Genomic DNA, 21,849 nt, shown 5'->3' on the forward strand with positions numbered 1-21,849 from the left:
CTGATTAATTCCAGATCTTAAAATGTTTAATATATTCTTTATCAATAAGGTAAACGTGATTTTCCGGTTTGGAATATAGGCGCATCAATCTTGTTAGAAGGAAAAACCTTTGAGCACCGATCAGTTTGAATAGAAGAGTAAAAAATTTATTTATTTTAATTGTTTTACTCTCTATATCTCCAATGTTACTGGCATTCGTCTTATCATTAACCGCCATTTCGCTTGTAAGTAGTTTATGATTAGCTAAGGCTTTATACAATGTTGCACTCTCTTCAAAAGGATTATAGTTAACTTTTCCATCATCGAGCAACCTCCTAAATAAGCGTCTATAAACCAATGAAATACTTTGGTTATTCGAAAAGAAATTATAGCTATAGCTCAGCGAAATGAACTTCGAAATATTACTTGTTTTGAGAGCTTTGGTATAATGAGAAAAAATAATGTCTAAATCCGATGGCATGCCGAGGCCTTTTATGTTTCCTTGAATAACCTCATCTTTTATCAACGCTTTGTAATTGAACCCTGAAAAGTGAACAAATGTTAATGGATATAGCTCATCTTTAGCTAAAATTCTATTTTTAACATATAATTTGTTCTCTACTTGAAAAACTTCCCGCTCATAAAAATTCCATGGAGCCAAGTTCAGTCCCAAATCTGTTGAAATCAATAAGTTTGTCGGAAATAATGAAGGTAAAAAATCCATCCATTTTTGATCAGTAAAATAGTTTTCCATCATATTCTGAAAACACCTATCTTTTAATCGTTCTTCCCACCAATTAAGAAGTTTTATAGCCGTATCTCCATTCCGTAATGCTAAAAAACCCAAATTAAACATGCCCGAATAAAGTAAGTTTCGCTCATTTAAACTTCCTGTATAAATGGTTTCGATCGTTGTTATATGTGGCGTTACTAAAATATCATAATCGTTTAGTTTTTCATAAATTGCATCCAGCGTATTGAACACTAAAATATCTGGATCAAAATAGATACAGGCATCAACGTCGTAATTTTGGAGGATATATTTAAAACATGATGGTTTGATAGATGTACAAAATTCGGTTAGATCATATTTAAAAGCCATTTCATACCACTGTGACTTTGGAATTGCCAATTTCTCTCCAGCAATTATTACATTATCCGGAAGTTGAATTGCTAATCCTTCTCCAAACTCATCAGCTACAAAAATCAGGAAAAGAACATCGTCTTGGATAGCCTTAATAGAAGCTTCCAACGTTTGAGCTAGTCCAATGTAATTCTTGGCACAAATGGTAAAAGCTATTTTCTTTATATCTTCCATTACTTATTATTAATTTTAATCCAATCTTGGGGGTAAACATCTGTGGATTTATCATCGTTAAGAAATCTGTTGGGGCAAATAACAATTTTATCTTCATTTTGATTTAACCACGCTCCCCACCAACTGAAAGTACTATTTGCAATAATATTGTGTTTACAAATGCTCATCAGGTACATATCAATATAAGAATTAGTACCCCTGTTATTGTCTATATAAGTTACATTTTGCAATTTAAGATTTTCTTTAACCCAACCCATATCATTTGAGAAAACAAAATAATGAACGTCCCTTACCCGTTCTTCAATAGCATCTATCGCCTTCTCATAATATTCCTGTGTACATACTCCACCAAACAAATTAATATTTGAAGCATTTAAGTAATCACCCCGCCGAACGTGTACAGCAACACTTTCTGTATTACTAATTTTCTTAATAATTTCTTGATTTACGTTATCTGTTGGGATATTAAATTTAAATTTTGAGATAATCTCTTCTCTGCATTCTGCAAAATATAACTCTGAATGCCATCCCCCATAATAATATGTCAAACCTCGTGAGGGTTGGAGGTATTGTTCCTTAAAGTTATAGTCAAAATTTTCTTTAACTATTCTTATATCAAAAAAGTGGCTAATTCTGTTTTTGATGTTATTCAGCCCCCATCCTTTATCAGTCAGCAAAATGCGGAATAAAAGGTACAGATTTTTTTGAAAAAGAGCTGGTTTAACATTTATATTAAAAACCTTATCTAGTTCCATTCCATTGTGATCACTACAAAAGGAAATAAAATAAGCTTTTCCAAGACTTCTCTTCTGAAGGAAGTAGGCATACTGTGACATTTGGTTACCTAACCCATTGAAAACTACAATTACATCCATTATTTAAATTTGAATTTGTTAGTCATCCAAGTAATAATTAAGGTTAAGTAAGACATTACCCAATTTACCCTAAACTGTAATTTATTAGAAATAGGATTGCTATATGATGCTAATTGAGTAGCGATTTCATCAATGTTATAGTTTTCTATTAACACGTCTTTACTATTGTTAGCCATTAAGAGAAATTCAGAAGGACTTGAATTTATCACATCTTGAATGAGCACGTCAAAGGTCAATAGATGTGAATTTGCATCGAAAATCTCTCCTATTGACCGAAAATTATTATGAAAAAATCCGCTTGAATAATTCGACATTTGATAAGCTACCGCACTAATTACAATTTTATTCTTATTGGCCGCATCTAATATAGTTGTACCCATTCCGACATAAACGTCACATTTTTCTATGTAGCTATTTATTTCACTGTAAGGAACTTGATCTAAAACGTGAATTGAATCCGAATAGGTCTCTCCAAGTTTGTTTACCTCCAAATTAACTTCATCTCTTCCATCTCCATAACCGATTATTGTTAAAGATATATTTTTGTTATCAATACGAAGCTTGTGAAAAGATTTTATTAATCCTATCACATAGCCTTTAAAAGGAAACTCAAATCTCGCAATCGTTAATATATTGAAAACATCATTTTTTGCAGAAGTTAATGTACTATAATCTTTATCAATAAAAATTGGTAATCTTAAGATTTTATAATTAGTATTACTTTCCTTCAATAAATAAAAAGAAGTAAAAGTTTTAACACAAACCTCATCCATGAAAATAAGCGTTTTATTTTTTAACATCATTTTAACCATCCAACGTCCTAAAAATAATATCTTTCTAGAAGCCAGATATGTGGAGTGAGGATGGACAATATAAATGGTATGGGTAAAATTTATATGATATTTTCCCTTTGTTAAGAGTAAAAATGCCTTAAAATATTCCGGGAAAAATTGAGTTATAATCAGAGGATTTTCTGCATCCTTGAAAGACAACATATCACCACTAATATTAAAAAAATTTGACTTTGCTTTTTCATACAAAAAATATTCAAAATCAATATTTTTGATATCTGATATTATTGCGGAGTTCGTAATCATGTTCTGTGTTAACAATATGGTTCGGCAATGCTGCTCACTAAACCATTTCATTAAGCGTAGGATTAACGTTTCAGTTCCCCCCATACCAAAGTTATCACAATAAAATATAATTGTACGCTTAGCGTTCATCTGATGAAGTTGTAAATAATAGTTTTCTAAAGAGAACTAACATACATAGAAAATATATAAAATAATTTATTGCATAAGCTTGTGTAATCCCTAAAATTCCATTTTGTCTAACAAACAGATATGCCAAGCCCATGAAGACAATTGAAAAAATTATTTCAGTAGAGATGAATGACTTTGTCATTGTTTTAGCAACCATTAAATATGCTAATATCCAACTAGTTATTTTAAAAAAGTCTCCGATGAGTTGCCACAAGAACAGATTTTCCATATGTACAAAGTCTTTTGTGAAAATTAATCTAATAATCAAGAATCGACAAATATATAGAGTGAGAAATGCTACAATTAACGTCGGTACGATAATTTTAAATGCCTTTAAAATTTCTACTCTAAGTTGTCTTCGATCTACTAACTCAGACAGTCTTGGGAGATAATAAACACTGAAGGATGTTGTTATAACCATTAAATACATAGTGGAAATACGATTCATCCCTTCCCACCAGCCAGCCTCTATGCTTGAGATATTTGATATTACGTAGCCACGTAAAATTAATTGGGATACAGGAGCTGTAACAGCTGTTACTAAAGTCATAACCGAATACTTCATGTACTTTTTTGAAAGCAATAGGTCAATTTTTCTATTAAAATAATCTAATGAGAACCATGGTAGTTTCCTGATCATCCAAATTGACACGAAAAACATAATACTCTGAAATGTGACAGCTCCGATGAGAGCCCCTTTTAATCCTTGCCATAAAACCAGAATTATAGTAAAAATAAGACCTACGATACTTCCTACGATGCTTATAAAAACATACTTTCTAAAATCCTTAAATCCATTTAAAATTGAAGCGATAAGTGCATTCAGTGCATAGAATACAACGGTAATGCCGAAAATAACGAACAAGTAATCATATTTTTTGTCAAGCATTAACTTTTCACTTAAGTACTCGTTAAAAATAACCATTGAAAGCCCACAGACAAATGAGCAAATAAGAGTTATTTTAAATGCTGTAGCCATTAAGTTTTTAATGGTTTCACTAGATTCTCTATATTCTGCTATATACTTTGTAACTCCATTGTTTATACCTCCACATGCTAAAAGCATAATGATCGTGGAAAAATTATTTAACTGACCTACTAAAGCTATTCCACTGGGCCCAATCAACAAAGCAACAAGTTTAATACTAACTAATGCAGTGAACATCTTCACAACCGTAGCCATTGCTGTAAATGAAAATACTTTAACAATATCAGTTTTTAAAACAGATATTATCACTTTCCACTTATCTTGAATAGTTTTTACCATCGATTCAGTATAGATATTATGGTATCTACTTCGTTATCTTCTAAGACAGGGCTTAAGGGCAAACTTAAAACTTCAGCATGAATATTTTCAGAAATTGAGAAACTTAATTCGCTCCATTCCTTATAAGCTTCTTGTTTATGGGGAGGAATAGGGTAGTGTATGACCGTCTGAATACCTTTATCAAAAAGATATTTCTGTAACTCATATCGCTCTGGAGTACGAATAACAAATAAATGCCAAACGTGTGCCGTCTGTAATTGAATTGTTGGCAATGTAATTTTCGGATTATTAATCTCGCTTAAATATCTGTTTGCAATCTTCCGTTTTACGGCAGTCTCATCATCAAGGGTCATGAGCTTCACGCTTAGCAAAGCTGCTTGTAACTCATCCAATCGACTATTCACCCCCTTATATTTGTTTTCATATTTAACATATGATCCATAATTTAATAGTGCCTTTATGGTCTCTGCTAGCACATTGTCATTTGTAGTAATTGCACCAGCATCACCTAAAGCACCCAAATTTTTACCAGGATAAAAGCTAAAGCCAGCAGCATCACCAAAATTACCGGCTTTCTTGCCCGATAAATCAACGGCACCATGAGCTTGTGCGCAATCTTCAATAACCTTTAAGTTGTTATTTTTTGCAATTGCACATATGGTTTGCATATCGCAAAGTTGTCCATATAAGTGCACAGGCATGATAGCCACAGTTTTATCAGTTATTTTAGCTTCGATCAATTCTGGCGCAATATTATAAGTATCAATATTCGGCTCCACTAAAACAGGCACCAATTGATTCGCAGAAATAGCTAAGATACTCGCTATGTAAGTATTTGCTGGTACAATGATCTCATCTCCATCCTTAAATAATCCCAATTCTTTATAGGCTCTTATCACCAAAATTAAAGCATCAAGCCCATTTGCAACTCCGATTGCGTGTTTAACTCCACAATAATTAGCAAATTCACTCTCAAATTTCTTTAGTGAGTTTCCCATGATATACCATCCTGAATCCAATACATCTTCAAAGGCTTGAACTAGGTCTTTTTTATGACGCTGGTTTATTTTATATAAATCTAAAAATTTAATCATTTCTTTATCGGTTTAAATCCATCTAGGAAGTACTGCTCTCCTGTAATTTTATCGACTAATTTCAAATCAAGTAATTGCGAGCTCTCTGTAATATACCCACGATGAATAGCGGGATTACCATACCAAACAGTATATGGAGCGATTGATTTAGTGAGCACGCTTCCCGCACCAACAAATGCAAATTCACCCACTTGTATTCCTGCAACTAATGTAGAATTAGCACCAATTGAACAGAACTCCATTAATAAAGTTTTTTGGAAACTAGCAGGGTAAATCTTTGATCTAGGAACTAAGTCATTAGTAAATGTTACATTCGGTCCAACAAAGACATTATCTCTAATCTCAACGCCATCCCAAAGCTGAACTCCTGACTTAATTGTCACATTGTTACCAATTAACACATTGTTTTCAATAAAACAATTACAATTTATATTACAATTATTACCGATTACTGCATCAGCCAATATGACAGTAAACTGCCAAACATAGGTATTTTCCCCAATTTTATCGGACAGAACATCTGAAAGAGGATGTATTTTATTTTCCATTAATATAGTTTAGGTAAGATTCATAATTTCTAATATAATCCTTTTCATCATAACTATGTGATGCATGAACTAAACAAATTGATCCTGATGAAAAATTAATTTCAGAAGCCCATATTCCTGGCGGAATATGTAATCCAATATATGGTCTATTTAATTGTATAAGCCGTTTAGTTCTCCCATCATCTAATAATACCTCAAAACTCCCACTCGCGGCAATTAAAAATTGGTGGCACTCTTTGTGAGCATGCGCTCCTCGAGATTCTCCACCTGGTATATCATATAAGTAAAAAATCCTCTTAATTTCAAATGGAATTTCCAAATTATTGTGCACAGGAGTTATATTACCAGCACGACTCTTTATTTGAGGGAGTTCGAAGATAGAACAATCATATGTCGTAGTCATCAATTTACTTTTTAGTTAATGAAAGGTATTTTTCAAAGTCCCTTTCATAATCATTTGCTGAGAACTTCGTCGACGCAACAATGAACCCTAAGGCATTGGTGGAGAAATTTTCCATATGTCTCCATATACCATTAGGTACATAAAGGCCGTAATAAGATCTATTTAAAGAAAAAACTTTCTGAATCATGCCATCATTTAAAACAATATCGAAACTGCCACTTAACGCTATGATAATCTCTTCATTTTCATAATAACTATGCCCACCCCTTACTTCGCCGCCTGGCACATCATATATCCAATAAGTTCTTTCAATCTTAAATGGTATATGTTTTGTTTCTTCTAAAAAAGATAGATTGCCTCTTTCATCTAAAATCTTTGGTAAATTTATTTCCTTTACTTTTTCTAATCCCATCAATAAATAAGTGATTTTAATGCAGTATTAGCATTGTTAATTAATTGAATTGACATTTATTAAAGAGGTCAATCTTTAATCGCTTTTTATCGTTTAAAGATCCTCTTAAACCATTTCTCATCGGCGACCTGGCCATAGGCACCGTAACCATAGCCATAGCCATAATACTTACTGATAATATCATTAACTACAATCCCAAGATTCTTCATCTTATTCGTCATATACAAATCTTCAACAATTTTAAGCTGATCTTTTTGTGTAATTTTTTGCCTCACAAGATAAAGTGTTACATCAGCATACTTAGAAAGCAATTGGGCATCGGCAATAATTCCAATTGGTGGCGCATCCATAATTATATAGTCAAACTCTTTTTTTAATTCCTCAATAAGATTAGGTACATTTTCATTCATCAATGTTTCCGCAGGATTGGGAGGCAATGGACCAGATGAAACGATGAACATGTTTTTATTAATAGATAGCGGTTTTACAATATCAGCCATTTTAATTGATGGGCTAATAGTAAAGTTGCTAAAACCAATATCATTCCGAACGCCCAATTTTGCCGAGAGTCCAGGCTTTCGAAGATCTAATTCCATTAATAATACCTTTTTCCCTGCTAAGGCAAGAATATTCCCAAGATTAATCGCAGTAAACGATTTGCCTTCCCCACTCATACTAGATGTCAAAAGGATAACTTTTTCCTTTTCGGTTTTCAAATAGAAAGATAGATTAGTTCTTAATGCCCTAAACTGCTCTGAAATCGCAGATCGGCTTTGATTTGCAACAATCAAGTTGTCATCACTAGAGTTATGACTAATCTCTCCAATTACTGGCACACTCGTTTTTGAAATAATCTCTTCTTTTGTTTTTATACTTGTATTGAGAAGTTCCTGCCCAAAAATTAATACGATAGGAACGATTAGGCCAGCGATAAACCCGATTAAATATATAAAACTTTTTTTCGGACTAACAGGAATGACATCTGACTTTGGTGGATCAATAGTTTTTGCAATTGCTATGTTAGACGTTTTAGAAATGCTGGTCTCTTCAGCCTTTTGCATTAAAAATATATATAATTCCTGCTTAATCTGTTGATTACGTGCCAATTTCAAATAATTCTTTTCGATTTGAGGAACTCCAGAAATTTGATTTTCAGCACTTTTTAGTTGACTTTTGAGTTTTTCTCGCGTAAGCAAAGCAGATTTTTTAGTACTTTGAATATTTGCAAGCATGTTACTCCTCAATTCTGATATCTGTTGGTCTATGTTTTGAATAAAAGGACTCTGCTCGGTGACACCCAACAATTGTTTTTCTCTTTCTATGATTAAGGAATTATAATGCTCCATAATGTTGGAAAAAACCATATCTTGGGGAATAAGAGAAGAAGGAAAAACACGTTTATTATTTACATTGTCTTTTAAATATTTCTCTAATTCATTTAATACCGATACTTGAGTCTCAGCCTTAGCCAATTCGGTAGAAAATTCTCCAGAGCTTTGCACCAACAATTTGCCCTGCTCGCTCATATCAGCCAGTTGATTATTCTGTTTAAAATTCTCAACTTTATTTTCCACATCTCCCAATTCGGAGGCAATTACATTCAGTCGTTCTTTGATAAAACGGTAAGTACTGTCAGCGACAGCATTTTTATCGTTAAGGTTGGATAGGGTATATTTCTTTATTAATGTATTCAAAATATCTTCACCTTTATTTGGCAGTGGGTAAGACAATCTTAAATCGATAATGCTAACTTGTTTATTACTTGTAGCAACAGATAATTGCGTCATTAGCGATGCGACCTTAGAATCGATAGAACTAATTGTAACATAATACTCACCATTACTGACTTTCTTATTTTCACTTGGTTGTAGACGTAAAATTCCGATTCCTTGAATAAGGAATTGTTCATTATAACTTACTTCTCTTTTGAAGTCTTTTGTACTGACTAGGAACTTATTTACAGCTATTTTGATAATATCTAGCCTTGTATTTTTTATGGTATCAACACTTTTAATAATATCAATTTTAAATGGTGCAGAGTATAATTCTCGGCTAACAAAGTCAGTTTTTCTGGAATATACAATATTCAGCTGCATTTCTCTTACAACCTGTTCCATTAAAAACCGAGTTTTCAAGATCTCTACTTCATTTTCAACAGAATTTTTAGTACCCATTAATCCCCCTAAATCCATAAGGGCTCCAGAAGTCTTACCCATGCCGCCACCTTTCTGATCATCATTAACAATTAATTTTGCTTTGACTTGATAAATTGGAGCAGTATATCTACCGTATATGAAAGCAATTAACAAACAGACAAAAACACTAGCCGCAAACCAACTCCATTTATCTATAAGTTTACTAAAAATATCTTTTAAGTTAATTTCAACCTCTTCACGCTCGTGTACGATATTCATTTCAGGATGATTATTCATTTAAACAGCTACTATTATTTAAAATTAGAAATGGCCAAAACAATTACCGAAACTACTGAGGCAATCACGCCTATGGTTTGGATTTGAGCAGAATTAGAAGCCGAAACTTTGCGTTTATTTGGTTCTACGTAAACCACATCATTCTGCTTTAAATAGTAGAATGGGCTACTAAAAATATTACTAGAATTGAGGTCCAATCGGGCAAATTCCTTCTTACCGTTATTATCGCGAACAATTAAGACATTTTCTCTTCTACCATAAATGGTTAAATCGCCAGCTAAACTTAAAGCATCTAAAATAGTTACTTTTTCATTAGGTAAAGTATAGGCGGATGGCGCGTTCACTTCTCCCAGTACGCTCACTTTAAAATTAGCAAAACGCAATTGTACGTTTGGCTGTTTGTAAACATCTGTGGCCTTTTCACGGATCAGTTCCCTCGCTTGGTAGGTGGTTAAACCTGCCACTTTCAATTTGCCGATTAAAGAAAGTTCGATTTCTCCATTTTTGTCAACTAGAAATCCGGTACTTTGTGTTGATACGCTATTATTAGTGTTACCACCTAATGTTGGTGTTGAGGCAGCTTGATTAATAATAGCCCCACTCTGCGGATTAAGCGTAAAGATGTTGATACTTAAAATATCATCCGGTTGTATTACTGGTTCTGTAAAGGCAATGGCACTATCTAAATTAGCTTGTTTAACAGATTGAATGTCTTGGAAGTAAGCAATTTTCTTATTGCTAACGCAGGAACAAGAGAGAGTAATCGCAAAAAACAAAATTGCCAACTTCGATCCCTTATTCACATTATTTTTTTTATTCATATGTATAAATCTGTTCTTATAATATTGTGGATTATGAACAGCTTGCAAACTTAATCATTTAATTGTAATATCTAAAAAGCATAATTTCAGATTAATTCTAGTAAATTTAATTTGAGCGTTAAGTATAAAAATGATGCCAATTTGCATTTACTATTATATAAATAAAAATTAAATCAAAACCGATCCAAATATTTCTTGATTTTTAAAATCATAAGAACCAATCAGGTCATAAAGTTTACCGGACTGAACTGCGGCAGTTAAGGCACTTAAATGTTTTTCATGATGTAAATCAGTTCCCGCTAAATCGTACATCTTTTCTTTTAAGAGCGATTCCGAGAGTTGTTTTACATCTTTACCATAATATCCCAAAACCGACAACAAATTCAACTGTAACAAACAGCCTTTTTCTTTAAAGCGTTTTAAGCGACTTTTATCTTTAAAATAGAAGGTATAACGCTCTGGATGTGCGAGGACAGGCTTAAAGCCTTTAATTTCTACATCAAATATAGTTTGGCTGATTCCCGGGGTTTCAGATAAGTAAGACATTTCTATCAGCAGATGCTTTTGATCCAGTGTACATAGACTTTCATTCAGATCAAAGTCCTGATCTATCATATATTCTGCTCCGGCGCTTAACTTTGTCGAAATACTGGCGTTATCAAGTGCTGTTTGTAAATCCCGTTTGGCCTTATTTATACTTTCTGGTGTATTGGGATATAATTCCTTTAAAATGTGAGGGGTAGCAATTAACTGTTCAAAACCCAGTTCGGTAAGTGATTTCACAAGTCGAACAGAGGTTTCTATATCTGGTGATCCATCATCAATACCTGGCAAAATATGAGAGTGTATATCTACCCCGAGCCATGAGATATCGGTAATTTTATTTTTCTTACTAAAAAAGCTTAACATATATTATTAAATCAATTCACTTATAATTAATTATTACGAATTTCATCCAAACCCTGATCATCTATAGGCTGAAAAGGAAAAAGATGATTACTTAAATTAACGGCATAAATTTAAACATTTTAGACTGTTTTCCTATAAAGAGTAGATTAAATCAGACAAATAGTCGAAATGATTTTCCCTAAAAATTGATACCTTAATCCTAACTCCAGAAATGAATCAATATCAATTGTTTAGAATATAAAATATTATTCAAAATAATTCACGGTTTTAAACCCACCCTCTTTTAAATATTCATCTTTTTTTCATTAAATGAAGATCAGAGATCATCATATCTTTAACTAAAGTAGCAAGATCATATTTAGGCTCCCAACCCAATTGCGTTTTAGATTTGATTGGATCTCCCAATAATAAATCTACTTCTGTTGGCCTGAAATATTTAGGGTCAACCTCTACAATGGCGCTGCCTAAGAATAATTTATCACTTCTCAATCCATATTGATTCAAGAGTTCTTCATTCAAACCAATTATTACACCTTTTTCATTTTTATCTTTCCCCGAAAATTCGACATCAATACCTGACTCGGCAAAGCTCATTCGAACAAAATCGCGAACAGTGGTGGTAATACCTGTAGCTATAACGAAATCTTTTGGCTTTTCTTGTTGCAGAATTAACCACATGGCCTCGATATAATCTTCAGCATGGCCCCCAATCCCTTTGAGCAAAAAGATTACCTAGATATAGACATTTTTGCAGACCTAAAGCAATTTTAGATGCAGCCCTGGTAATTTTGCGAGTAAGAAAAGTTTCGCCCCTTAACGGACTTTTATGATTAAATAAAATTCCATTGCAGGAAAATATATCATATGCTTCACGGTAATTTACCATAATCCAATAAGAATACATTTTGGCAACAGCATAAGAGAACTAGGATAAAAAGTAGTGGTTTCACTCTGAGGAACGGCTTGCACTAGTCCATATAATTCAGACGTACTGGCTTGATAAATCTTGGTTTTTTTGTTAATCCTAAAATGCGTACTGCTTCTAATCAACGTAAGGTACCAATACCATATGCATTAGCGGTGTACTCAGGCATATCAAAGCTTACATGTACATGGCTCATTGCCGCCAGACCGTAAATTTCAACAGCCTGTATTCCATGAACTATTCGGATGAGGTTGGTAGAATCTGTAAAATCGCTATAAAGTATTTAAAACGAATATTTTGCTCATGCTGATCCTGATAAAGGTGATCAATGCGATCAATCTTAAATGATGATGAACGTCTTTTTAATCCATGAAAAAATATCCCTTCTTCAGTAAAAATTCAGCCAAATAAGCTCCGTCTTGTCCTGTAATGCCTGTAACTAAAGCAACCTTCATATTTATTGATATTATTTTAAAATAGCAATTGATGGACGATTATAATCTAGCATCCGTCAAATCTCTATCTATAAAAGATTTCGTATCAAAGATTATGGCACCTTTTTTCCTAAAGCCCCCGTAATCAATTTCTAAAAACTGCCGATGTGCAACGGCCAAAATTACTAAATCGTAATGTTCAAAGCGGTTATTTTCAATCATTTGGATATTGTACTCAGCTTTCACTTCATCTGCGTTAGCCCAAGGATCATGTACGTCAACATGCATACTAAAAGATTTAAGTTCCCTATAGATATCGATTACCTTTGTATTGCGAGTATCGGGGCAATTTTCTTTAAAAGCAAAGCCTAATATCAGGGCTTTGGAACCATTAATCGCTTTATTTCTGGCTACCAACATCTTGATTACTTTATTGGCTACAAACATGCCCATATTGTCGTTTACTCTACGCCCGGATAAAATTACTTCAGGCTTGTAACCCAGGGCTTCTGATTTATGGGCCAAATAATAAGGATCTACCCCAATGCAATGACCACCCACCAGGCCCGGCTTGTAATTTAGAAAATTCCATTTAGTTGCTGCTGCAGCCAATACATCAGCTGTATCAATACCCATACGATCAAAAATTAACGCCAATTCATTAACAAAAGAAATATTTACGTCTCTTTGCGCATTCTCGATAGCTTTAGAGGCTTCGGCTACTTTAATGCTCGGCGCCAAATGGGTACCTGCAGTAATAATCGAGGCATAAAGTTGATCGATTTCTTCAGCAATAGCAGTAGTAGAGCCAGAAGTTACTTTTTTAATTTTGGTAAGGGTATTGATTTTGTCTCCAGGATTGATCCTTTCTGGTGAATAGCCACAAAAAAAATCGATATTATATTTTAGTCCAGAGATTTTTTCTAAAACAGGTACGCAATCTTCTTCTGTACAGCCAGGGTAAACAGTTGATTCGTAAATTACAATATCACCAACTTTAAGTACAATGCCCAACATTTTACTTGCTGAAAGTAAAGGTTGCAAATCTGGCCGCTTGAGGTGATCGATAGGAGTAGGTACGGTTACAATGTATACAGTGCAAGCTGCCAGATCGGCTAAATTAACACTAAGTGTTAAGCCTACTTCAGCCTCAGAGAAAACGGCTTGCAAATCATCCAAATTAGCTTCATGTGTACGGTCTTCTAATTTATTTAGTTCGGCTACGCGACTTTCATTGGTATCAAAACCGATCACCTGGTGTTTTTTGGCAAATTCTATTGCCAATGGCAGTCCAACATAACCTAAACCAATAATGGCAATCTGCTTTTTCGTATTCATTTTTCTTTCGGTGATTCGGCAAAGATAAGATAAATCGAGGATGCTTTAATCTGATATCATTACGGTATGAAATGTTTTTAACCACGAAGAACACAGAGAAAAATCACAGCATAAACAAATCTGGAAACAGATTAGTGCTTAAATGACCTTATATCTCTAATATATTAAAATTGCAGATTCAGCTGTAAAAATTCTCCGCTTCACTCAAAATGACAAAAACACTAAAATGAAAATCGCTGATAAATATTTTTATATTCATCAGCGATAGCAATATTTAAATAAAATTATTTGATCTGTTTCAACAAATAACTGCCATAACCGCTTTTAACCAATGGGGTAGCAATAGCTTTTAGTTGTTCTGTATTAATAAAGCCCATGCGATAAGCAATCTCTTCGATACATCCGATTTTTAAACCCTGGCGCTCTTCTATAATTTGTACAAACTGTCCGGCCTGCATTAAAGAGGTAAAGGTCCCTGTGTCTAACCATGCTGTTCCACGACTTAATACCCCTACTTTTAGTTTACCACGCTCTAAATAAACACGATTTACATCGGTAATTTCATATTCACCACGAGGAGATGGTTTGATATTTTTTGCAATTTCGACTACTTCGTTATCGTAAAAATACAATCCAGGTACGGCATAATCTGATTTTGGTTGAAGTGGCTTCTCTTCAATGGAAATGGCTTTTTTATTGGCATCAAACTCCACTACGCCATAACGTTCAGGATCTGCTACCTGATATGCAAATACCACACCGCCGTCAGGGTCTGAACTGGCCTGTAATAATTTTGCCATTCCATCACCATGAAAAATATTATCACCTAATACCAGTGCTACTTTATCTTTACCTATAAACTCTTGACCAATTACGAAGGCCTGTGCTAAACCATTAGGCTCAGCCTGTACTGCATAGCTAAACTTACAGCCCAGTGAAGCCCCATCACCTAATAATTTCTCGAAATTAGGCAAATCGTGAGGGGTCGAGATAATGAGGATTTCTTTTATACCAGCCAGCATTAGGGTTGATAAGGGATAATAAATCATCGGTTTATCGTAAACCGGCATCATTTGTTTACTACAAGCCAAAGTTAAGGGGTGCAAACGTGTTCCGCTGCCACCAGCTAAGATTATACCTTTCATATTAGATTTGAGATTTGAGAGATTAGATTTGAGTAAATACTCAAGCTAACAGCTTATTATTTATCTATTATTAATTTGTTTTATACATTCTACCAGGCTATCTCTCCAATAAGGGATTTCGATATTAAAAGCCTCTTTAATCTTGGTTTTATCCATTACCGAAAATGCCGGACGGGTAGCTTGAGTTGGATAAGCAGATCCTGGAATGGGATTTACTTTAACACTTGCTTCATTGATATCAAAAATTGCTTTAGCAAAATCAAACCATGAGGTTACGCCTTCATTACTATAGTGATATATGCCATAAGCTTTTGAGGAACTAGCAATCACATCAAAAATAGAATTCGCCAGATCAATGGCATAAGTTGGTGTACCTACCTGATCAGCTATGATATTCAATTCATCACGTTCAGCGCCAAGCTTTAACATCGTTTTCACGAAATTATTTGCATATTCAGAATATAACCAACTGGTACGAATAATGAAATATGCAGGTAGTATTGAGGCAACAGCTTTTTCGCCATCTAATTTAGTTACTCCGTAAACATTGATCGGCCTAGCTTCATCTTCCTCTTTAAGCAATTTCACTTCATTTCCCTCGAAAACGAAATCGGTAGAAATATGTACAAGTGTTACGTCATTGGCCAAACAAGCCGAGGCGAGATAAGTTGCGCCAGTTTCATTAATGGCTTTAGCTAAATCAACATCTTCTTCTGCTTTATCAACTGCGGTATATGCTGCGCAGTTGATTACATAAGCAGGGTTTTCTTTTGCCAAAAGAGTATTTAGAGCACTCTCATTTAAAATATTTGCATCTTGCTCAGTAGGAAAAACAATTTCTATAATTCCCCTTCGTTCTGCAACTACCTTTAAACACTGGCCCAATTGCCCGCCAGCACCAATAACTAATATTTTACTCATATATGCTGTAGTTCGGAAAAAGGTTTTAAAAGTAGGTCTTTATCCGATATGGCCTTATCTTTTTCTGGGATTAACCAATCGATATTCAAATCCATATCATTATAAATTACCCCAGTTTCTGAAGCTTTATTGAAAAAATTATCACATTTATATAAAAACTCAGCGGTTTCACTTAATACTGAAAAGCCATGAACAAATCCCTTGGGAATATACAGTTGCAATTTATTTTCAGCACTTAAACGTACTGCAATATGTTTACCATATGTTGGTGAGCCTGGGCGTACATCAACGGCAACATCCAGTACTTCGCCTTTAGTTACACGAACCAGTTTTGCCTGAGCAAACTCTCCTGTCTGCGCATGTAAGCCACGGATTACACCATAGGAAGAATAAGATTGATTATCCTGAACAAACCGACCTGATAAACCAGTTTTTTCTTCAAAAGTATTTTGGTTAAAACTTTCGAAAAAATAACCTCTTGGATCTTCGAATACCCTTGGTTTAATAATCAGGCAGTCTTTTAATCCTGTTTGTTCAATTTCCATTATTTATTGCTATACTGTTGTTCGTAGTAAGATTGATAATTTCCAGAGGTTACATTGTTTAACCAGTCTTCGTTTTGCAGATACCAGTCAACCGTTTTCGCTAACCCTTCTTCAAACTGTAAACTTGGTACCCAGTCTAATTGGTTTTGCAACTTACTCGAATCAATGGCATATCGTAAATCATGGCCAGCGCGATCAGTTACATAAGTGATTAGTTTAGCCGATTCCCCAGCTTCGCGACCTAATTTTTGATCCATGATGGTGCAAAGTAAATTGATCAGGTCGATATTTTTCCACTCGTTGTGTCCACCAATATTGTAGGTATCACCAGTTTTTGAATTGTGGAAAATCACATCGATTGCCCTGGCATGATCTTCTACCCATAACCAATCGCGTACATTTTCACCTTTACCATATACTGGCACAGCTTTGTTATTTTTAATATTATTAATGGCTAATGGGATCAGTTTCTCTGGAAAATGATGAGAACCATAATTGTTAGAGCAGTTAGAAATAACGCAATCCATGCCATAGGTATCGTGGTAAGCCCTCACAAAGTGATCTGAACTGGCTTTTGAAGCCGAATATGGACTATGCGGATCGTAAGCAGTGGTTTCAGTGAACATACCTTCTTCACCTAAAGCACCATATACTTCATCGGTACTTACATGGTAAAAACGTTTTTTATCGTAATCGCCTTTCCAATATTCTCGGGCTGCATTTAATAAATTTACTGTGCCAATTACATTGGTAATTACAAAAGCTGTTGGATCAGAGATAGAACGATCTACATGACTTTCTGCGGCAAGATGAATCACTGCATCGAAATTTTCTGTTTTAAACAGGTCAAACATCGCATTTGCATCTGTAATATCTTCTTTTACAAATCTATAGTTTGGCTTGTTTTCAATATCTGTTAAATTAGCAAGATTACCGGCATAGGTAAGTTTATCTAAATTAACAATTTCGTACCCGGGATAGTTATTGACAAAACGGCGGACTACATGGGAGCCTATAAAGCCCGCTCCACCAGTGATTAAGATTTTTTTCACAGTTATTAAATGATTTTCAATTCGCTAAAGTAAGGTAGATTTAATTGATTTACAAGTAATTTTACCTTTCATGGCAGCTATTTTCACAGAAAGCAAAATAATAGCAGTCAGAATATCCAATTTGTTTTTAGCTAAAATAATTTTTTGTTAATCATTAATAAAGCATCAATGCACAAGTATTAATAATTCCAAATAACCCAGAGTTGTGATTAGATTAACCAAATAAATCAAACATATGGGCACTTTTTTGGTCACAGAGGAATTTTAGTTTACTTCTTTTTGATTAATATTACTGCTTCTCCTCTGAGCAGATTCCAAGTAATGATGAAAATTTCCAATTAACCTTTTCGTCATCTAAATTAACCTCTTTTAAAATTACTCTTAAAACTCCTTCATAAGGACGCAACGAATCAATGGACAGTTTTAACAAAAGCGACTTATTGAATATACTTCTTTTATTTGCTACCCACTTTATCAAAATCCAGCGCCTGTACATCATAATACCACGAAGAATTAAATTTCGCGATTAAAATTCACAAGATAGGCCATCCTTCGGAAAGCGGCATAAAGGAGGGATTTTAAGACAGATCGAGTTTATGTGGGCTTATTTCTTCGCATCACCACTTTTCTATTGGTTCCGGATTGAAGATATCGCTCATGAAATATCCAATTAAAAATACAAAGCTACATTATAAACCTATGATTAGTTTCATCCTACCTGAATCTAATGCAAAGGTAATATGTTAACCACCAAACAGTCTTAGAGAACTAAAGAATCCAAGAATTTATTGTTTACTTAACCAACCCCGCTATTGATTATGGCTTTCCTGCCTGTTTGGGATAATAAAGGCTAATATTTTTTTATTCCAATTGAAAAAAATTAAGATAAAGATGAAAAACAGAGTGCGTTTCAATAACTAGTAGCTGATGCAATTATGATAAATACATCTGAAGAATATGATGTAGCGTGGGGCGTCAAGGGATTATCTTCCCCTCCCCCGCGTTTTATTTTTTGAATCAAAATCTTCGCTTGAATTCTTAATTGCAAGGTCGGGAACATTATTAGGTTGATATATATTCTGATCGTCATTAAATATTATCCTATCACCCTGAAAAAATCCTTCGGGACGAACTGATGGCCTTACCAAGCGCCTAAAATCAATAATCTCATTTCCGTCATAGACATTTTTTGTACGATGATTAATTAATGTAAACCCGGTAACAGTCGCACCGTTGGTATGATAAATGATATCAATATTTAGCTTCTTACGGAATACCTCAGAAAGATCAGATTTATAGTTTTTCCTCAGATAAGAATGCCAGAAGGCAGGGTGGCGGACCGGTTCACCGGAAACAACCTTTAAGTTCAGCTCGATTGCCTGTTTAATTGCACCAACTTCGATGCTGTCACTTTTATAGTTTTTTATGATTTTATCAATAATGTTCAGATCTACCTTCCAAAGTGTTCTGGAGTGCCTCACCATATACAGGGCTGAAGAACCATTAATGTAGGCTGAATAGCCCATAGTCTTTAATAGAATCTTGAACTGGTCCATTGTTGAGAATTGATAAGTAACTGCTTTTGAATAATCTATCACGGCCTGGGCAACAGGGTCAAAGCCTATGAGCTGGTGTAATGCCAGAGATGCCCTCATTTTTTCATATCGGGATTCAACAGATTTCCTATTTTTACACACCCTGACCGAAACTATGTGTATATGATTGTTTGTATTATCATTATGAAAATAGATCAGGTGGGGATTATCAGCATAGCCCATTTTTTCGAGCCAAAGCCCGGCAATATGCGTTAACTGATGTTTGTCATATGAGCGGCCTTTAGCCATTATAACTGCATGAAGCTGCTTGTTTTTAACTTTTGGGTTAAGCACCCCAATCATCTGCAGGTAAGACCTATAATCCGAGGGTTTAGGCTTATCCAGTATTGATAGAGATTGGAAGTTTTTAACACACATCAGCTCGGCCTTTCCTGCGGAGACCTTGTCTGCATTATATTTAATTGCCGCAAACCGGCTATTAGATGAAAGAAACTGAACTATCATGATTTCGGATCTAAATAAAAACTAAACTTATGATTAATTATTGCCAATAAGCTTAATTAACTTTTTCATGCATTTCCCTATATTATATTGTGTTTCATAACACTTGGCGACCAAAGAAATTAATTTATTCATATAATATTTATCGGTCGGTAAATCGATAGCGCATTTTTGCACGAAATTTCGAATGGCCAAGGTCGAGGAAGCCGACTCGACCGCAACGCGATCCAGCCACTCGACCAGATGAGCTGAGTCATGTAAAAGATGTGCCCTCTTATCAAATAATATTCTCCGGATATATTCGGACATCGTAACGCCGAGCTTTTTGATTTCTTTTTTCATCTCGGTGTACTCTTTATCTGTCATACAGCATATCGCTTTTCGGTTTCGCAATTCATTAACTTTATATGGTTTCTTCATAACATTTTTTTTCTTTAAGGAGCGAGCCTGAAGTCCGGCCAACGCCGACAAATGCATCGGTCTTAGGGTAAATGTGATCCAGGCAACGAGCGTTCCGAAATATTATTTTTTGGGATCGGTTATACATTATCAAACGCTGACATGAAACCCGCCATTGCCTGCATTATCTATAGGCTAGTAAGCACAGGGATGCCTCACCCTACGGTCCTGACCAGTTCCCTTACCAGATATTCATTGCGGTTCCCTTGCAAATCCTTTCCGTAGCATATCAGATCACCAGCTTTAAAAAAATCAGAGAGCTGATCATCGTGCCGGAAATTTAGGTACCGCTTGGGAACTCCGGCGCATAGCAAGATACTCCGGACGCGAGATGCGTCCAGAGCTTTACGAGCATCTAAAATGCTGGCATTCTTGCTGAGTGTTATTTTAAAGATTTTGGCAAACCCGAGGTTATCGAAAGCTTCCTCTCCTTTTAATCTTGATTTCTGCAAAACCAAATAACTAAAAAGGCATGCTGAATCAATTACCTCAACCTGTGATGGCTCTTTTAGCAAAAAACACCGCTGCACCGCGAGTAAAGGCTCACAATAACGCACATATGGCGGAATGACCGAAACAATACGTTTGGCCAGCTTTTGTTTACCCCCATAAAAGCTTATGGGCGCTCGTAATTTTAGTTTGCTCATAAATTCTAATACAAGTCGTCAATACTCAAATCAACTTTTTCACCTTCTATCATTACAGAAACCCTACATTTGATGTCAGGGGTGGCCATACTTTCTAAGGGATAGCGCTTGCCGTTTAAGTTTTGTAACGGGTGCCCCTCTTTCAGGTCAAGGGTAACCCATCCGCTTGCGCGCATGTGTTCTATCTTTGCTAAAAGTTTTTTCATTTTTCCTTTGCCGCTCAGAGAGTTTAACGCCCTATTTCCTCACTTGGTGAAATATTATCCTCGCGCTGGTTCTCCCAGGGAAACCGCTCTTCTTGCTTGTTGGGATCGATTTCGCTTAGAGAAGTTTTTTGGATGGCTGAGGCTACATTTTCTTTCTCCTCCTCCCTCTTTGGAAAAATTTCGTCCTGGCGGATAATGGCCATATTCTTATCATAAACGTCAAGACCCTTATACTGAGGATTAGCGGTTACCAATACTGAAACAGCTTTCTTGCCTACCATCATTTCAGCAGGAGCCATATGGCCACTTCTCAACATCTTCATCATACCATCCTTTCCCGGTTCAGTCAGGCCTTTAAACGGATACTTGTCAATGGCATCAGAGAGTTCAAATTTGAATTCCGGATAGAATTTCTTCAGCGGATGATTGCCGTATGCATCCTGCACCTCAAGATTGAGCTTAAACCATACCTTTTTCTTTTCGGGGCTCTCACCATTTTCGGATTTAGTGTAAACATCCCGTTCCAGTGAATTCCCTGAAAGCAATTTATAGGCCTGCAATGCCGTGATGCGGTTATCCCTTTCCAAATCAAAGACCTGCCGGATCGGCAAAGCGCTCCCAGCCTTATTCAGGGTCACTTCATAATCGTTGAGAAAATACATATCACTCTGCTTGGAGCGGTTGAAGTTCAGCATAAACCTGACCTGGTCTGAGCCAGGTGCAGGATTCTTTTTCGCCCGTGGCGATGTGTAGCTCTGGGTTACTCCAAGGGTAAAGTGGGGATTATTCCAAAAGTG

23 protein-coding genes and 1 pseudogene are annotated in these 21,849 nt (G+C 35.2%); all 24 read right to left on the bottom strand.

Features of this window, described 5'->3' with window-relative positions; genetic code table 11:
• Positions 1-4 precede the first annotated feature (4 nt).
• Positions 5-1,297 carry a hypothetical protein gene (locus U859_RS0119715; RefSeq protein ID WP_051584739.1) on the bottom strand — a complete coding sequence of 431 codons (1,293 nt, stop codon included), beginning with the start codon at positions 1,295-1,297 and terminating at the stop codon, positions 5-7.
• The gene (locus U859_RS0119720; protein ID WP_025145040.1) at positions 1,297-2,172 is read right to left on the bottom strand and encodes an alpha-1,2-fucosyltransferase; all 876 of its coding nucleotides are present in this window, start codon (positions 2,170-2,172) and stop codon (positions 1,297-1,299) included. Before U859_RS0119720 ends, U859_RS0119715 begins: the two co-directional genes overlap by 1 nt.
• Positions 2,172-3,398: a glycosyltransferase gene (locus tag U859_RS0119725; RefSeq protein WP_025145041.1), complete on the bottom strand. Its 1,227-nt coding sequence runs from the start codon at positions 3,396-3,398 to the stop codon at positions 2,172-2,174. Before U859_RS0119725 ends, U859_RS0119720 begins: the two co-directional genes overlap by 1 nt.
• The gene (locus U859_RS0119730) at positions 3,388-4,704 is read right to left on the bottom strand and encodes an O-antigen translocase (RefSeq protein ID WP_051584740.1); all 1,317 of its coding nucleotides are present in this window, start codon (positions 4,702-4,704) and stop codon (positions 3,388-3,390) included. Before U859_RS0119730 ends, U859_RS0119725 begins: the two co-directional genes overlap by 11 nt.
• Complete coding sequence (locus tag U859_RS0119735; protein ID WP_025145043.1) at positions 4,698-5,798, bottom strand: DegT/DnrJ/EryC1/StrS family aminotransferase; 1,101 nt, start codon at positions 5,796-5,798, stop codon at positions 4,698-4,700. Before U859_RS0119735 ends, U859_RS0119730 begins: the two co-directional genes overlap by 7 nt.
• On the bottom strand, positions 5,795-6,346 hold the full coding sequence (locus U859_RS0119740; protein ID WP_029985983.1) for an acyltransferase: 552 nt from the start codon (positions 6,344-6,346) through the stop codon (positions 5,795-5,797). Before U859_RS0119740 ends, U859_RS0119735 begins: the two co-directional genes overlap by 4 nt.
• On the bottom strand, positions 6,336-6,749 hold the full coding sequence (locus U859_RS0119745; protein WP_025145045.1) for a sugar 3,4-ketoisomerase: 414 nt from the start codon (positions 6,747-6,749) through the stop codon (positions 6,336-6,338). Before U859_RS0119745 ends, U859_RS0119740 begins: the two co-directional genes overlap by 11 nt.
• Positions 6,750-6,753: 4 nt before the next feature.
• The gene (locus tag U859_RS0119750) at positions 6,754-7,161 is read right to left on the bottom strand and encodes a sugar 3,4-ketoisomerase (RefSeq protein WP_025145046.1); all 408 of its coding nucleotides are present in this window, start codon (positions 7,159-7,161) and stop codon (positions 6,754-6,756) included.
• 86 nt (positions 7,162-7,247) lie between these two features.
• Positions 7,248-9,593 carry a GumC family protein gene (locus U859_RS0119755; protein WP_025145047.1) on the bottom strand — a complete coding sequence of 782 codons (2,346 nt, stop codon included), beginning with the start codon at positions 9,591-9,593 and terminating at the stop codon, positions 7,248-7,250.
• A 14-nt stretch (positions 9,594-9,607) separates the two neighbouring features.
• Positions 9,608-10,414 (bottom strand): polysaccharide biosynthesis/export family protein, encoded by an 807-nt coding sequence (locus U859_RS0119760; RefSeq protein WP_025145048.1) that lies wholly within the window; start codon positions 10,412-10,414, stop codon positions 9,608-9,610.
• Between the two features lie 168 nt (positions 10,415-10,582).
• Positions 10,583-11,323 (bottom strand): tyrosine-protein phosphatase, encoded by a 741-nt coding sequence (locus U859_RS0119765; protein WP_025145049.1) that lies wholly within the window; start codon positions 11,321-11,323, stop codon positions 10,583-10,585.
• A 291-nt stretch (positions 11,324-11,614) separates the two neighbouring features.
• Positions 11,615-12,046 (bottom strand): GDP-mannose 4,6-dehydratase, encoded by a 432-nt coding sequence (locus U859_RS32695; RefSeq protein ID WP_410477231.1) that lies wholly within the window; start codon positions 12,044-12,046, stop codon positions 11,615-11,617.
• A pseudogene (locus U859_RS32700) lies at positions 12,018-12,531 on the bottom strand (GDP-mannose 4,6-dehydratase). The gene U859_RS32695 and the pseudogene U859_RS32700 overlap by 29 nt, the downstream one beginning before the upstream one ends.
• Before the next feature lie 79 nt (positions 12,532-12,610).
• Complete coding sequence (locus tag U859_RS32705) at positions 12,611-12,703, bottom strand: GDP-mannose 4,6-dehydratase (protein WP_410477232.1); 93 nt, start codon at positions 12,701-12,703, stop codon at positions 12,611-12,613.
• A gap of 39 nt (positions 12,704-12,742) precedes the next feature.
• A complete protein-coding gene (locus U859_RS0119775; RefSeq protein WP_025145050.1) occupies positions 12,743-14,020 on the bottom strand; it encodes a nucleotide sugar dehydrogenase in 1,278 nt (425 codons plus the stop codon).
• A 284-nt stretch (positions 14,021-14,304) separates the two neighbouring features.
• Positions 14,305-15,165 carry a glucose-1-phosphate thymidylyltransferase RfbA gene (rfbA, locus tag U859_RS0119780; protein WP_025145051.1) on the bottom strand — a complete coding sequence of 287 codons (861 nt, stop codon included), beginning with the start codon at positions 15,163-15,165 and terminating at the stop codon, positions 14,305-14,307.
• Positions 15,166-15,225: 60 nt separating this feature from the next.
• Complete coding sequence (gene rfbD, locus U859_RS0119785; protein WP_025145052.1) at positions 15,226-16,086, bottom strand: dTDP-4-dehydrorhamnose reductase; 861 nt, start codon at positions 16,084-16,086, stop codon at positions 15,226-15,228.
• Positions 16,083-16,631, bottom strand: a complete 549-nt coding sequence (gene rfbC / locus U859_RS0119790; protein WP_025145053.1) for a dTDP-4-dehydrorhamnose 3,5-epimerase — start codon at positions 16,629-16,631, stop codon at positions 16,083-16,085. Before rfbC ends, rfbD begins: the two co-directional genes overlap by 4 nt.
• A complete protein-coding gene (rfbB, locus tag U859_RS0119795; RefSeq protein ID WP_025145054.1) occupies positions 16,631-17,683 on the bottom strand; it encodes a dTDP-glucose 4,6-dehydratase in 1,053 nt (350 codons plus the stop codon). Before rfbB ends, rfbC begins: the two co-directional genes overlap by 1 nt.
• 983 nt (positions 17,684-18,666) lie before the next feature.
• Positions 18,667-19,743, bottom strand: a complete 1,077-nt coding sequence (locus U859_RS0119805) for a relaxase/mobilization nuclease domain-containing protein (RefSeq protein WP_025145056.1) — start codon at positions 19,741-19,743, stop codon at positions 18,667-18,669.
• A gap of 33 nt (positions 19,744-19,776) precedes the next feature.
• A complete protein-coding gene (locus U859_RS0119810) occupies positions 19,777-20,160 on the bottom strand; it encodes a plasmid mobilization protein (RefSeq protein WP_162800003.1) in 384 nt (127 codons plus the stop codon).
• 194 nt (positions 20,161-20,354) lie between these two features.
• A complete protein-coding gene (locus tag U859_RS0119815) occupies positions 20,355-20,846 on the bottom strand; it encodes a hypothetical protein (RefSeq protein ID WP_025145058.1) in 492 nt (163 codons plus the stop codon).
• A gap of 5 nt (positions 20,847-20,851) precedes the next feature.
• Positions 20,852-21,022 carry a hypothetical protein gene (locus U859_RS0119820; RefSeq protein ID WP_162800004.1) on the bottom strand — a complete coding sequence of 57 codons (171 nt, stop codon included), beginning with the start codon at positions 21,020-21,022 and terminating at the stop codon, positions 20,852-20,854.
• Between the two features lie 53 nt (positions 21,023-21,075).
• Positions 21,076-21,849: hypothetical protein (locus U859_RS0119825; RefSeq protein WP_025145060.1), on the bottom strand; the 774-nt coding region annotated here is incomplete at its 5' end.

Origin of the sequence: Pedobacter jeongneungensis, from assembly GCF_000633455.1 — a bacterium.
GTDB classification, from domain to species: Bacteria; Bacteroidota; Bacteroidia; order Sphingobacteriales; family Sphingobacteriaceae; genus Pedobacter; species Pedobacter jeongneungensis_A.

Coding starts and splice junctions, on each gene's coding strand:
- U859_RS0119715 (WP_051584739.1), bottom strand. CDS start 1,297: ATGGAAGATATAAAGAAAATAGCTTTTACCATTTGTGCCAAGAATTAC.
- U859_RS0119720 (WP_025145040.1), bottom strand. CDS start 2,172: ATGGATGTAATTGTAGTTTTCAATGGGTTAGGTAACCAAATGTCACAG.
- U859_RS0119725 (WP_025145041.1), bottom strand. CDS start 3,398: ATGAACGCTAAGCGTACAATTATATTTTATTGTGATAACTTTGGTATG.
- U859_RS0119730 (WP_051584740.1), bottom strand. CDS start 4,704: ATGGTAAAAACTATTCAAGATAAGTGGAAAGTGATAATATCTGTTTTA.
- U859_RS0119735 (WP_025145043.1), bottom strand. CDS start 5,798: ATGATTAAATTTTTAGATTTATATAAAATAAACCAGCGTCATAAAAAA.
- U859_RS0119740 (WP_029985983.1), bottom strand. CDS start 6,346: ATGGAAAATAAAATACATCCTCTTTCAGATGTTCTGTCCGATAAAATT.
- U859_RS0119745 (WP_025145045.1), bottom strand. CDS start 6,749: ATGACTACGACATATGATTGTTCTATCTTCGAACTCCCTCAAATAAAG.
- U859_RS0119750 (WP_025145046.1), bottom strand. CDS start 7,161: ATGGGATTAGAAAAAGTAAAGGAAATAAATTTACCAAAGATTTTAGAT.
- U859_RS0119755 (WP_025145047.1), bottom strand. CDS start 9,593: ATGAATAATCATCCTGAAATGAATATCGTACACGAGCGTGAAGAGGTT.
- U859_RS0119760 (WP_025145048.1), bottom strand. CDS start 10,414: ATGAATAAAAAAAATAATGTGAATAAGGGATCGAAGTTGGCAATTTTG.
- U859_RS0119765 (WP_025145049.1), bottom strand. CDS start 11,323: ATGTTAAGCTTTTTTAGTAAGAAAAATAAAATTACCGATATCTCATGG.
- U859_RS32705 (WP_410477232.1), bottom strand. CDS start 12,703: ATGAAGGTTGCTTTAGTTACAGGCATTACAGGACAAGACGGAGCTTAT.
- U859_RS0119775 (WP_025145050.1), bottom strand. CDS start 14,020: ATGAATACGAAAAAGCAGATTGCCATTATTGGTTTAGGTTATGTTGGA.
- rfbA (WP_025145051.1), bottom strand. CDS start 15,165: ATGAAAGGTATAATCTTAGCTGGTGGCAGCGGAACACGTTTGCACCCC.
- rfbD (WP_025145052.1), bottom strand. CDS start 16,086: ATGAGTAAAATATTAGTTATTGGTGCTGGCGGGCAATTGGGCCAGTGT.
- rfbC (WP_025145053.1), bottom strand. CDS start 16,631: ATGGAAATTGAACAAACAGGATTAAAAGACTGCCTGATTATTAAACCA.
- U859_RS0119805 (WP_025145056.1), bottom strand. CDS start 19,743: ATGATAGTTCAGTTTCTTTCATCTAATAGCCGGTTTGCGGCAATTAAA.
- U859_RS0119810 (WP_162800003.1), bottom strand. CDS start 20,160: ATGAAGAAACCATATAAAGTTAATGAATTGCGAAACCGAAAAGCGATA.
- U859_RS0119815 (WP_025145058.1), bottom strand. CDS start 20,846: ATGAGCAAACTAAAATTACGAGCGCCCATAAGCTTTTATGGGGGTAAA.
- U859_RS0119820 (WP_162800004.1), bottom strand. CDS start 21,022: ATGCGCGCAAGCGGATGGGTTACCCTTGACCTGAAAGAGGGGCACCCG.